The 12,547-nt window shown below is 73.8% G+C and carries 9 protein-coding genes; 2 read left to right on the top strand and 7 right to left on the bottom strand.

The genetic code is table 11. The features are described from left to right. The first annotated feature begins 480 nt into the window (after nt 1–480). Together GT045_RS08960 and GT045_RS08955 are read left to right on the top strand one after the other, a co-directional pair. Complete coding sequence (locus tag GT045_RS08960) at nt 481–777, top strand: hypothetical protein (RefSeq protein WP_161291899.1); 297 nt, start codon at nt 481–483, stop codon at nt 775–777. Further along, complete coding sequence (locus tag GT045_RS08955) at nt 774–1,022, top strand: hypothetical protein (protein WP_161333841.1); 249 nt, start codon at nt 774–776, stop codon at nt 1,020–1,022. Before GT045_RS08960 ends, GT045_RS08955 begins: the two co-directional genes overlap by 4 nt. Nucleotides 1,023–1,188: 166 nt before the next feature. Here the strand turns inward: GT045_RS08955 and GT045_RS08950 are convergent, their stop codons facing one another. From GT045_RS08950 to GT045_RS08920, 7 genes are read right to left on the bottom strand one after another with little or no spacing between them, the layout of a single operon-like run. Continuing rightward, nucleotides 1,189–1,983: an alpha/beta fold hydrolase gene (locus tag GT045_RS08950; protein WP_161333840.1), complete on the bottom strand. Its 795-nt coding sequence runs from the start codon at nt 1,981–1,983 to the stop codon at nt 1,189–1,191. A gap of 5 nt (nt 1,984–1,988) precedes the next feature. Further along, nucleotides 1,989–3,251, bottom strand: coding sequence for a beta-ketoacyl synthase N-terminal-like domain-containing protein (locus GT045_RS08945; RefSeq protein ID WP_161291903.1), 1,263 nt, complete (start codon nt 3,249–3,251; stop codon nt 1,989–1,991). Further along, entirely contained in the window at nt 3,248–3,487 is a 240-nt protein-coding gene (locus GT045_RS08940; protein WP_161291905.1) for a phosphopantetheine-binding protein, read from the bottom strand. Before GT045_RS08940 ends, GT045_RS08945 begins: the two co-directional genes overlap by 4 nt. A gap of 24 nt (nt 3,488–3,511) precedes the next feature. Beyond that, nucleotides 3,512–4,747, bottom strand: a complete 1,236-nt coding sequence (locus GT045_RS08935) for a hydroxymethylglutaryl-CoA synthase (protein WP_345942590.1) — start codon at nt 4,745–4,747, stop codon at nt 3,512–3,514. Continuing rightward, on the bottom strand, nt 4,734–4,994 hold the full coding sequence (locus GT045_RS08930; protein WP_161291908.1) for a phosphopantetheine-binding protein: 261 nt from the start codon (nt 4,992–4,994) through the stop codon (nt 4,734–4,736). The genes GT045_RS08935 and GT045_RS08930 overlap by 14 nt, the downstream gene beginning before the upstream one ends. Beyond that, nucleotides 4,991–5,890 carry an LnmK family bifunctional acyltransferase/decarboxylase gene (locus GT045_RS08925; protein WP_345942589.1) on the bottom strand — a complete coding sequence of 300 codons (900 nt, stop codon included), beginning with the start codon at nt 5,888–5,890 and terminating at the stop codon, nt 4,991–4,993. The genes GT045_RS08930 and GT045_RS08925 overlap by 4 nt, the downstream gene beginning before the upstream one ends. Then, on the bottom strand, nt 5,887–12,408 hold the full coding sequence (locus GT045_RS08920) for an alpha/beta fold hydrolase (RefSeq protein WP_345942588.1): 6,522 nt from the start codon (nt 12,406–12,408) through the stop codon (nt 5,887–5,889). Before GT045_RS08920 ends, GT045_RS08925 begins: the two co-directional genes overlap by 4 nt. Nucleotides 12,409–12,547: the final 139 nt, after the last annotated feature.

Genomic DNA, 12,547 nt, shown 5'->3' with positions numbered 1-12,547 from the left:
CCAAGGACTCCAGCATCTTCGTCCCCCCGTCCCAGCGACGCTGTCATCATGCCCTACGAGCAGCGTTCACTCCACCCTCCTGATAACGTCGGTGAAATCCGTGTGGCACCGAGCGGCCAAGGGCATCTTGCTGCCAGCCAAACCCCTGCCGTTCACTCAGTGCCCGGGTACAGACTGTCGGCCACAAGCCCGGCCCGGCGGTCGGGCAGCCCGTCGACCACGTCATGTCCGGGGGAATTTCGTGAATTCCACTGCACACTGTGCCAACCGTGCCGTCGCCGCGGCCGTGTCCGTCCGGGGCTTTTTCTCCGCCGCTCCCGAAATGGCGCCGGCGGCGCCCGGGAGTTCGGCGCGGTCGACCGCTTGCCGTGAAGACAATCTCAACTGGGATTTCGCCCGTTCCGTGCTCGGCCGGCCCCGGGGAGAGGTGAAGCCTTTTTCGCCTGTCCACGGCGATTGAGGCCGGGGCAGCAGGTGCACATGTCCGTCGCGACTCTGCGGCCCAGCGGCCGGGCCGCCTGGCGAAAACTCGACCCTGCCACCCTCGCCACGTGGCTGCGAACCGCGTCCACGGACGTCGACGCCTTGGAGCACATCACGGTGCGCTGCCTGGGAAACCAGGCTGACCTGGTGTTCTTCTGCGCTGTGGACAGCCAGGACAGGGCCTGCGCGGTGGCCGAGGAGGTCTGCCGCCGCGCTCTGGCGGCCACCAGGCAACTGGCCGGGTGGGAAGCCTTCGTCGCCGCGCTGCACGACGGCGGGGAAAGCGCCGGATGATCAACGGCAGCGATGTCGAATCGGATCTTCCGAATGGCGGGGAAGGCGAGGCGGCACCCGGCCGGCCTTTTGACCGCCCGTCCTCCCGGGTGCCGGAGATCCAGAAGGCCGAAACCATGCGCCCGAGTGCCCTGTCGCACTCGGGCGCGTCACCTTCCCGGTACGAAGGAATCCGGGTGGTGTTACGCGAGTGCGAATCCGGCGTTTCCCCGTCGACCGGCGACGGTGCGTACATGATTACGTGAACAATGTCCCCGACATATCCAGGTGATTTCGATGGCCCGGCGTCAAGATCGCCTGTGCTTCACATCTGTATCCACCGCCCACACCGTCCCCCGGAATTCATTCCGTCCGCACCCGTCGACAAGTCGCCGCGGCCCTGTGGCATCGGGAATCGCGGCACGATCGTTTTCACCGTGTGAATTCCGAGCGCATGACCCGTGCCAGATCCTGCCGCAGCGCGGACCGAACGCCGTCGGCGTCGTCCTTGAGATAGAAGTGGCCGCCGGCGAACACCCGCATGGTGAACTCCCCCGCGGTCTCCTCCCCCCAGGCCAGCAGGCCGGCGCGGTCGACCTCGGGATCGGCCGTCCCCATGTACGCGGCGACCGGACAGCGCAGCCGGGGGCCGGGCAGGACGCGGTACGTCTCGTTGAGTTCGAAGTCGGCCCGCAGCGTGGGCAGGATCAGCCGCAGCAACTGCCCTTCCTCCAGCAGTTCGGACGGGGTCCCGCCGAGGGCGCCCACGGCGCCGAGGAACTCGTCGTCGGACAGCGTCGAGTACGGCCGCCGCCGCGCGGGCAGCCGGGCGGCCCGGCGTCCGGACACGATCAGCAGTCCCGGCTCGCGGCCTGCCAGGCCGGTGAAGCGGCGGGCCACCTCGTAGGCGAGGATCGAGCCGAGACTGTGCCCGAACACGGCGTAGGGGCGGTCCAGATACGGCTCCAGCGCCTCGCACAGCGGATCGATGATCTGCTCCACCCTGCGGTAGGGGAGTTCGCGTATGCGGGACTCCCGGCCGGGGAGGACCACCGGACGCACGTCGACGTCCGGTGCCAGCGAGAGCCGCCAGGGCCGGTAGGCGCTCGCGCCACCGCCCGCGTGGGCGAAGCAGAACAGCCGCGGGGCGGCCGGGCCCGCGCTCACCCCCGCGTCGCCGCCCAGCCAGCCGCTCCCCGGCACCGTACCGTCGTGTGTGCTCAGCATCCCCGTCACTGTCCCGTGCGCCCGAAGACGACGCTGGTGTTGAAGCCCCCGAAACCGAACCCGTTGGACATCGCGTGGCCGATGGCGGCCGGCCGCGCCGCCGCCCCGACGAGCCGCGCCCCTGTGTCCAGTGGCCGTTCCAGGTTGACGTTGGCGTGGACGAACCCCTCCCTCATCTGCACCACGGTGGCCACGGCCTCGATCACCCCGGCCGCGCAGAGGCAGTGCCCGATGAGGCCCTTGGTCGAGTTCACCCACGGTCCCCCGGCGCCGGAGCCGAACACCTCGCGCAGGGCGGCCAGTTCCACCGCGTCGCCGAGCGGGGCGCCGGTGCCGTGGGCGTTGACGTAGTCGATCCGGCCGGGGGCGAGGCCGGCGCGGGCGAGCGCCCTGCGCATCACCTCCGTCTCACCGGCCAGGCTGGGGTCGGCGAGCCCGTTGCCGTCCAGGCGCAGCGCATAGCCGGCGAGCCGGCCCCACACCTCGGCCCGGCGCCGTACCGCCGAGGCGGCCGACTCCAGGACCAGGCAGGCCGCGCCCTGGCCGGGCACGAAGCCCTCCCGGTCGGCGTCGAACGGCCGGCCGGCCCGCGCCGCCGGGGTACCGCGGGCCCCGGCCATCGCCCCCAGGTTGTAGAACGCCTGGCGTTCCATGTCCGACAGGTCGGTGAGCGCGCCCAGCACCAGGCAGACGTCGGCCACCCCGGAGGCGACCAGCCGGGCGGCGTTGATGAGCGCGACGTTCCCGCTGGCGGACGCCCCGCCGACGGTGTACCCCTCACCTGTCAGACCGAGCAGCTGGCTCACCGTGCCGACGTGGTCGGTGTCCATGAACTGCAGCGGGTAGCGGGCCGGGAGGTGCACGGGGCTGGTGACGTAGCGCGGGCGTACCGTCTCGGCGAGGCGGCCACCGAGGTTGTGCCCGGCGACGATCAGTCCGATCCGGTCACCCGGCACGGGCCGGCGGTGCAGGCCCGCCCGCTCCCAGCCCTCCAGTGCCACGGACACCGACGCCTGTACCGACAGCGGTGAGCGGGCGGCCAGGCGCAGCGCCGCACACCGCAGCCGGTCCGTGCGGCCGGCGAGCGCTGCCGCGAGGTCGAAGCCGGAGAGGTCCGCGCAGAGGAGGGGACGCAGTTCCGCGTGAGTGCCCTCGGCCCGCCGCGCGCCCACGCCGCAGACGCCCGCTCGCAGGGCCCGGGTGAAGGAGGGCACGTCGGCGGCAGTGGCGCACAGCGCACCGGCCCCCGTGATCACGACCTCGGTCACCGTATGCACTCCCGCAGCAGCCGGGCCAGGGAGCCGATGTCGTGGACGTCCGCGAGTTCCGTGACGGACAGACTGACGCCCAGCGCGTCCATCGTCATGGTCACCACGTCGACGCGGTCGATGCTGTTGGCACCGAGGTCCCGCAGCGACACCTCCTCGGTGACCTGGGCCGGGTCGAGTTCCGGCAGGACCTCGAGCACACTGCGGCGGATGGTGGTCAGCACGCGATCGCTCATCGTCGTCTCCCTCGTTCGGGGCGGTCAGCGCCACTCGTACGTGCGGTGGAAGTCCTTGGTGCGCGTGTGCACCAGCAGTGCCTCCCCGGCCGGCAGGTAGGCGGCGTACCGGTCCACGTCGATCACCCGGTTCTGCACCGGCACCAGGGCCTTGAGGTTCTCGGGCAGCAGCGCGGCGTACTCCTCGAAGGTCAGTTCCCGCCGCCGCTCCAGCCGCCCGGCGATGTCCAGGGCCCGGACCGCCGCCGCCGAGTCCTGGTCGACGACGCCGCTGAAGAACTCCGCGGCGCACCCGGAGCCGTACGAGTACAGGCCCACCCGGGCGCCGGCCGGGATGTCCGCGGTCGACAGCAGGCTGGCCAGCGCCAGGTAGACGGAGCCGGAGCAGAGGTTGCCGACCTCGGACGGGAAGCGGAGCGAGGGGCGCACGCGGCGTTCGAAGTCGGCGTCGATCTCCCGCGCGGTCGCTGACTCCTCCCGCATGAGCTTGCGGTGGGCCGCCCGGACGAGACCGCTGAACGGCGTGTGCATCGCCAGGTGGGCGAAGGCGGTGCGGAAGTCGGCCCCTTCGACGCGGGACCGGTAGTCGGCGAAGGAGTGCGTGAGGCAGTCCAGGTAGGCGAAGAGCGAGCGGTCCACGTCCGCGATGTCGAACTGCGGGGTGGGCCGGGCCGAGTCGAGCGTCTCGTAGCTGTACAGGCCGAAGGCGCCGAGGTCGAGTTCGAGGACGGCCGGCCGCCCGCCGAGGAGGATCGCGGCCGCGCCGTGTCCGGTCGCCGGTTCGGCGTATCCGGCCCGCTCGTCGACCAGGGCCACGTCGGTGGCGATGACCAGGGCCTTGGCGCCCGGCGACGCCCCGGAGGCGAGGTAGCCCGCGGCCAGCTGGAGGGTGCCCGTGGCCGCGTAGCACGCCTGTTTCACCTCCAGCAGCCGGCAGTGCCGGCTGAGTCCGAGGTACTCGTGCACGTAGGAGGTCACCGACTTGCTCAGGTCGAGGCCCGATTCGGTCGAGGTGACCAGCACCTCGATGGCGTCCCGCTCGTCCGGCGAAAGCGCGTCCACGATCGGCTTGGCCGCGTTGACGGCGTTGGTCACCGGGTCCTCGAAGGGCAGGCCGATCGACCGCCGGCGCATGTCGAGGTTGGTCAGCCGGTCCTCGTCCAGCCCCCGGCCGGTGAAGAGCGCGGCGACGGGGATCTGTGCGATACCCGCGTAGACGTTGAGTGCCTCGATGCCGTGGGCCATCTCAGCCCCGCTCACTGCGCAGCAGGACATCGACCAGGGCGTCGATGTCCGGTACGTCGCTGAAGCGGGACATGGGGGTGTCCAGGCCGAGCCGTTGCAGGAGGCCGAGGATGATCTCCACCCGGTCCACCGAGTCGGCGCCCAGGTCCCTCAGGTGCCGGTCCCCGGTGATCCGGTCCGCGGACAGGCCGGGCAGGATCTGCGCCACCACCTCGTGGACCAGAGCGGTCATCCGCTGCCGGGCTTCGGTCGACGTCGTCATGCGGATACTCCTGTGTCGAATCGGAGCGAGCACACGGCCAGGACCCTGCCGGTGCCGCGGTCGCGCAGCACCACGTCCACGGCCTCCTCGCCCTCGGGGCCGGGCCAGTGGCGCAAGCTGGCGGCCAGGGGCCGGCCGGCGTCGGCGTTGCCGAGGTAGCACAGCTGCTGGTCGACGACCACGCGGTCGAGGTAGGAACGGTCGTCGCGGCCGAGCCGGCGCCACAGCCGCAGCAGGGCCCAGTCCACGATGGAGAAGTAGGAGGCGAAGTACAGCAGGCCCGCGCCGTTGAGGTCGCGTGACGGGTCGACCTCGTAGTCGACGACCAGTTCGGTTCCCGGGGCGGCGGCGCCGTGGTCGAGGAACGTCAGGTCGGTGCGGGCCCGGCCGTAGGCGTGCCGGGGCGAGAACTTCTCCGGCAGCGCCGGCAGGTGCGCGTGGGTGAAGTCGGGCGGCGAGGAGCGGACCAGTGAGGCGTTGGTACCGGCCGCGCCCCGGGCCACCCAGCGGTTGAAGTTCTCCACGTAGAGGCTGTCGGGGTCGCCGAAGGCGTAGAAGTCCTCGGGTGCGAGCGGCGCTGCCGCCGAGCGCGGGTCCCGGCTGATCCGGTGCAGGGTCAGCACCGATTCGCTGCCGAAGCCGAACAGCCGTGTCGTGACGTGCAGTTCGTCACCGAAGGCGGGGGAACGCAGATGGAACCGGCGGCTGCCGTGAACCCGGTAGTAGTAGAAGGAGAGATAGGTGGGTGCTCCCGACGCGTCGCGGGCGCGCAGCACGTCCGTGCCGCAGACCTGCGCCACCGCGTCCCAGGTCCAGTCGCCGATCTGCCCGGCGAACAGCGAGTTGTGCCCGCACATCCCGGGCCGGACGCGGACCGTGCGCCGCAGGGTGCTCACCGCTCGCCTCCGGACGGCTCGTGGGCGGCCAGGAACGGCAGGAGTTCGCGGTGCACCTCGTCGGCGTGGGTGAGGCACGGGAAGTGCCCGGCGTCGTCGAGTTGCACGAGGCGCGAGGTGGGGATCGCCCCGTGCAGCAGGTGGGTCGCCTTGACCGGGATGACCGTGTCGTGCCGCCCCCACAGGATCAGGGTGGGCACGGAGATCTCCGGCAACCGGGCGAAGAGCGTGGGCTGGGCGGAGAACACGTCCAGATAGCTCAGTCCGAGTTTCGGGTCCATGCTCTCGCAGCGCAGCAGCAGTTCCTCCAGGGCGGCACGGCCGTCTCGGAGCCGGCCGCCGTGTGCCTCGATACGGCCGAAGTCCTCGGCGGCCACCACGGAAAGCCGGTTGACCTCGCCGTTGCGGTTGCCGACCTTGTAGGAGCTGCCGACCAGGGTGAGGGAGGCGGTACGGCCCGGATGGCGCAGTGCGAAGCTCTGGGCGACCAGCCCCCCGAACGAGGATCCCAGCACGTGCACGGGCCCGGTGACACCGAGTGCGTCGAGCACGGCGCGGTACAGGTCCGCGATCCCGTCCAGGGTCAGGTCGCGGGCGACCGTGGTGGCCCCGACCCCCGGATGGTGCACGGTGATCAGCCGGTGGCGGTCGGCGAGCCCGGCGAACTGGCGGGCGAAGACCCCGGCGCCGATGTTGAAGGGGGTCATCATCAGCAGGGCGGGGCCCGAGCCGGCGGTGAACACCTCGGCCGTGCCGTCGGGCAGTTCGACCAGGGAGCGCGCCACGTGGGGGGCGTGCTCGGCGAGCACGGCCGCGTTGTCGTCGCGGGCCCGGTGGCCTTCGCGCATGGCCTGACCGATGTCCTCGGGCAGGGCGCCGGCCGGGTGGAAGCAGCGGGGTCCGGGCCCGCCGCCGGTGCCGTCCACGGGCAGCAGGTCCGGTACCGGCGTCCCCGACCGCCACAGTCGCGCCAGCCGCTCGCCGGCCGCGGCGGCCCGCCCGGTACCGAGACCGACCGGGACGGCGAGCCGGATCTGCCGCGGGGCGGCCAGGTGGGCCGCCGCGCGGACACCGGTGCCCTGGTACATCCAGGCCAGGCACGACTCGACGGGGTGCGCGAGATCCGCGAAGGCCGGCATGCGGCCCACGTCCAGCAGGACGCAGTGGGCGCCGACGGGTTCGACGACGGGCAGGCCGGCGTCCCGGAGCCGGTCCCCCAGCTCCCGCACGGCCGCCATCCGCTCCCGGACCAGACCCGCCACCTCGTCCCGCTCGGCCAGCGCACGGGCGAACAGGCGGCGGTCGGGCAGCCCCACCTCCGCGCCGCGCAGCGCGAGGCGTTCAGCGAGCCGGGCCGACAGCTGCGGCAGCCTGCTGGCCAGCAGCCCGCCGCCGGTGACGGCGAAGTCCTTGGACAGACTGAACGTGGCCGCGGATGCCTGCGCCAGCAGTTCCTCGACCACCTTCCACAGGTCCGCTCCCCGCCACTCCGGCTCGTGCGCGGCGATGAACGCGGCGTTGTCCACGATCCGGGTGGCGTCGAGCACCAGGGGGACGCCATGGGCGTCGGCCTCGGCGCGTACGGCTCTCAGGCCGGCCAGGGAGACGGGCCGGCCGCCGGTCGCGTTGCCGCTCAGCTCGACGGCGACGAAGCAGGCGCCGCTCCCGGTGGCGGTCAGGTGCTCCCGCAGCGCGCGGGGGTCCAGATCGCCCGGGAAGGCGCCACCGTCCACGACCGTGTCCGTGCGCAGCGCGGTGAAGCCCTCGTCCGCGAGGGCCAGCAGCCAGGTGAGGAACAGACCGTTGTGGATCACCGTGCCGCGCGGCCCGGGCCAGTTGCGGCACAGCAGCGCCTCGGCCGCGCGGCCCGACGGCGTGGGCAGCGCACAGTCGAAGGGGAGCCAGCCCGGCCGGGTGAAGTCCGCCGGGTCCTGCTCCCGCTCGATCCGGTCCCGCAGCGCGGCCGTGCGCCGGCGTACGGCCGGGTCGTCGAACTCCGCCCAGGAATCGGTGAGCAGGTCGAAGTCGACGTCGCCCGGGAGGAGCGCGAGCGGGTTGTAGCCGCTGCGCGCGAGTGCGGCCAGGCGGGCCGCCTCGTCCGGGTGCGCGGTGGGGGGAGCCGGGGTCTTGGGCAGGGCACCCGGGGGCGTGGCGACGGCAGTGCCGGGGCCGGTGCGGGTGCCGGGGCCGGGGCGGGTGCCGGGGCCGGTGCCGGGAGTCCGGGCCGGGTCCACCAGTTCGGGGGCGGTGGCCCCGATGTCCGGGTCGGCGATCATGAGGATCACCTCGGACACCGGTGTCACGGGCCCGTCCGCGCGCTGGCAGAGGAAGATCGGCCGGTTGGCGGGACGGAACTTGTTCTTGAACCGGAAGTTGCCCTCGCCGAACACACCGACCGAGCGCAGCTCGGCGAGGCCCTGCTCGACCTGCGGCGAAGCGTTCGGCGTGTCGGCCAGTTTGACGCCGAAGCTGGCGCCGAAGCTGAAGAGTGCGTGCCCTTCGTCGCGGAGCCGGCCGATGATGCCGACGATGGCGTACTCCATGCCGCCGCGGTGCGAGCCGGCCGGGTAGAACTCCAGGTCCAGGAGGTAGCCCGGCTCGGAGGGGATCTTGGTGACGATCACCGCGTTGGCCAGCTCGCCGTTGATCCGGGTGAGGAACATGCGGTGCCGTTCGGGCAGCCGGCCCTCGGCCAGTTCCCGTTTCACCACGGCCACGTACGGGTTGACCATCTGCTTCTGTCCGCCCCACCGGTCGATCATGTCGGTGATCTCCCGGTCCGTCGCCGGATCGGAGCCGACCTCGTACTCGTCGAGCCGGACCCGGCCGGAGCGCTCGAAGCGCGCGACCAGATTGCGCAGCCGGCTCATCCCGCCGCCGGACAAGGTGAAGGAGGACAGGTCCTCCAGGCGCTGCACGGCTCCGAAGGCGGTGGCGGTGAGCGGGACCCCGCCGGCCTCCGTGAGCGGGATCAGGGACAGGAAGCTGGGCCGCATCCCGTACCGGTCGGCGTAGTCGACCCACTCGGCGGCCAGCGTGGCGAACTCCTGCTCGGGGCCCGCGTAGCTCCAGGCGAACAGGTGCTCCCCGCTCCGGGAGAAGTTGAAGTAGGCGCGCCGGGTGGAGCCGATGAACGCGAGGGGCGCGATGTCCCGTCCGGCCAGGCCGCCCTCCTTGGCGTGAGCGGCGTCGATCCGGGCGATCGCACCGGCCGCCTCGGGCAGCGCGTCGACGCCGCGCTTGCGCACGACCAGTGGGCCGCCGGGACGGCCGGGGCCGTCGGCGGGCACCGCCGCCGCGCCGGGCCCCACCGCCCGGAGCACCACGGGAGCCTCGGCGGCCCCGGCCTCGTCGGCGGCCAGCGCCTCACCGAGCAGCCGGGCGGCACGCGCGGCGCCGAAGGAGCCGGTCAGGTGGGAGGCGAGGGCGGGCACCGTGGGGTGGTCGAAGAGCAGGGTCTTGGGCAGGGCACCGAAGCGGCGTTCGAGGGCGCTGACGGTCCGCAGCATGTCGAACGAGGTGAGGCCGTTGCCGGTGAAGTCACGCGCGCGGTCAAGGACCCGCCCGGCGATCCGCTCCACGAGCCGCCCCAGCAGGTCACCGGAGCGCGTCAACGGGTCGCCGGGCGGCGGTACGGCGTCCGGGCGCGCCGACAGGTCGTCGGGCCGAGTCAGCTGGTCGCCGGGCCGCGGTACGGCGTCGCGGCGCGGTACGGCGTCGGCGGGCGGTACGGCGGCCGGGCGCGGAGCATCGGCGGCCGGTACGGCGTCCGGGCGCGGAACGGCATGGGCGGCCGGTACGGCTCCCGAGCGCGCTACGGCATCGGCGGGCGGAGCGGGAGGGGCTGACGGTGTGGCAGGGCCGGAGAGTGTAGAGGAGCCCAACTGTGCGACAGGGGCGGTGGGCACGGCCTGGTCGGGGTCGGCCGACGGGACCTGGGGGGCCGGGGTCGCGATCGGCACCGTCGGCGTCGGCGTCGGCGCCGGGGGCGGGGTCGGGGGGAGCGTGGCGATGTAGCGGGCGAGCAGGCCGGCGGTGTCGTACTCGTACAGCTCGGCGGCCTGCAACTCCGTGCCGAACGCCTCGTTGAGGCGGCGCGCGAGGTCCATCCGGAAGATCGAGTCGAGCCCGAGTTCGGCGAACGGGCGGTCTTCGGCCACGTCCTCTTCCGCCAGCCCGAGAATGTCCGCGGCCTCGGTACCGATGCGCGCCGACATCTCGTCGACGGACACCCGCTCGGCCGCCGGTGTCCGTTCCGGGCCGGCCGGCGGGAGCGCGTCGTGCGGCACGGAGGCGGCGCCGTCCGGGCCGGCAGGCGAAGGCGCGTCCGGCGGAACCGAGGCGACGCGGGACGGGTCGACGGGCGAAGGTGCGGCCGGGGGCACCGAGCGGGGGCGGGACGGGTCGACGGGCGAAGGTGCGGCCGGCGGCACCGAGCGGGTGCGGGACGGGTCGACGGGCGAAGGTGCGGCCGGCGGCACCGAGCGGGGGCGGGACGGGTCGGCAGGTGGAGGTGGGGCCGGTACCGCGGGGGTGCGGTCGTGGTCGGCACCGGGCGGGCGCGGTACCGGCGGTGCGGCGACGGCCGTCCGCGGGGACACCGGCCCGGGCTCCGTCCGCGACGGCGGCATGGCGGCGCCACCCGGGACGGGCGCGAGTGTGATCTTCACCCGTCGGCGCGTCGGCGGGGTCTGCGGTTCCTGGTCCTGCCCGGGCGTCTGAACGGTCACATCGGGTCCCTTCCTGGACCGGCTTTCGGTGGGCCGTACGGCGCCGGCCCGGGCGGGCGCGGCGGTGGCCGCGCGGTCGTCGAACCAGTGGACGTCCCCGCCGAGGGGCGCGCCCGGCAGCGGCGTGCGGCCGGGAGCCCGGCCGTCCTCCCAGAGCCGGTCCCACGGCACGTGCTCGCCGGCCACCCAGCGGTCGGCGAGACCGGTGAGCGACAACCCGGCCGGCAGCTGCGCCCCGCCGACCGGGGCGGCCGGTTCCGGGACGGGCCGGGCCCTCCCGTACGGGCCCGGTGACGTGCCGTCGGCGATCGCCCGCAACCCCTCCACCGCTTCCGCCACGGACCCGGCGACCAGCGCCGCACGGTACGGCCAGGGCGTCCGGCCCACCTGGAGGGTGTAGGCGACGCGGGCGAGATCCGGCGCGGGCTCCTCGGTCAGCGCGTCGGCCAGCGCCGCCGCGTACCTCCGCAGGTCCTGCGCACCGCGCGCGGAGATCACCAGCAGCTGCGGCCGGGGCGGTGCGGCAGCGGGACGCGGCTGGGAGGCGAGCACGACGTGCGCGTTCGTACCGCCGAACCCGAAGGAGCTGACGCCGGCCACGCGGGGCCCCGACCAGGGCCGGGCGCGGTCGTTGACGAACAGAGGTGTGCCGTCCAGGCGGAGGTGGGGGTTCGGTTCGGCGAAGTGGATGCTCGGCGGGAGGACCTCGTGCCGGAGCGCGAGCAGCATCTTCAGCAGCCCCGCCATCCCGGCAGCCGCCTCCAGGTGGCCGATGTTCGTCTTCACGGAGCCGAGGGCCACGTGCGGAGCGCCGGGGGCGGGCAGGCCGTGGTCCTCGTACAGGACGCGGAACGCCTTCTTGAGCCCCTCGGCCTCGACCGGGTCGCCGAGCGCGGTCCCCGTGCCGTGCAGTTCGATCGCCCCGACCTCGCGGGGGTCGACGCCGGCCTCCCGGTACGCGCGTACCAGCACGTCGGCCTGGGCCTGCGGGTTGGGTGCCGTCAGCGAGGCGGAGCGGCCGCCGTGGTTGACGGCCGTACCGCGGATCACCGCGTACACGTGGTCGCCGTCCGCCTGCGCCGCGGCCAGCGGCTTGAGCAGGACCGCGCCCGCTCCCTCGCCGCGCACGTATCCGTCGGCCCGCCGGTCGAACGTCCGGCAGGCGCCCTGCGGGCTGAGCATGCCCGACTGCTGGAAGGCGGTGAACAGTCCCGGGCTGAGCAGGACGTTCACGCCGCCGGCCACGGCGAGGGAGCAGTCCCCGGCGGCCAGCGCGCGCACGGCCCGGTGCAGCGCCACCAGGGAGCTGGAGCAGGCGGTGTCCACGGCCTCGCTCGGTCCGCGCAGGTCGAGGATGTGGGAGACGCGGTTGGCGAGGATGGAGTGGGCGATACCGCTGGCGGTGTGCGCCTGGACGGGGATGTCGTGCAGCCGCAGCAGGTCCGCGTAGTCCGTGGTGGAGACGCCGACGAACAGCCCGGTGTCACTGCCTGCGAGCGCGTCCGGGCGGTAGCCGGCGTCCTCGACGACGCGCCACACCGTCTCCAGGAAGAGCCGCTGCTGCGGGTCCATCAGGCGGGCCTCGGCCGGCGAGACACGGAACAGGGCGGCATCGAAACGGCCCACGTCGGCCACGAACCCGCCGCGGACCGTGGCGGTCCGCGGGTCGGCGTGCAGTTCGAGGCGGTCGGCCGGGGCGGGGCCGACCAGGTCCTGTGCCGCCACCAGCCGGGGCCACAGACCGGCCAGGTCCGCCGCGCCGGGCAGCGTGCCGGCGATGCCGATCACGGCGACACCGCCTGGGAGGTCCGCCGCTTCGGCCGGGGCGTGCGCTGTGGGGGCCGTCCGCGCGGCGACCACGGCGGCGGGAGCCGGGCCCGCCGCGCGAGGGGGCCGTGCGGTGGGCCCGGCGAGTGGCGCCCCGGCG

It is taken from the genome of Streptomyces sp. SID486 (assembly GCF_009865385.1).
GTDB lineage: Bacteria > Actinomycetota > Actinomycetes > Streptomycetales > Streptomycetaceae > Streptomyces.
Note: the sequence above shows the minus strand (reverse complement) of the source record. Positions and strands in the feature narration are given on the sequence as shown.

Coding starts and splice junctions, on each gene's coding strand:
- GT045_RS08960 (WP_161291899.1), top strand. CDS start 481: ATGTCCGTCGCGACTCTGCGGCCCAGCGGCCGGGCCGCCTGGCGAAAA.
- GT045_RS08955 (WP_161333841.1), top strand. CDS start 774: ATGATCAACGGCAGCGATGTCGAATCGGATCTTCCGAATGGCGGGGAA.
- GT045_RS08950 (WP_161333840.1), bottom strand. CDS start 1,983: ATGCTGAGCACACACGACGGTACGGTGCCGGGGAGCGGCTGGCTGGGC.
- GT045_RS08940 (WP_161291905.1), bottom strand. CDS start 3,487: ATGAGCGATCGCGTGCTGACCACCATCCGCCGCAGTGTGCTCGAGGTC.
- GT045_RS08930 (WP_161291908.1), bottom strand. CDS start 4,994: ATGACGACGTCGACCGAAGCCCGGCAGCGGATGACCGCTCTGGTCCAC.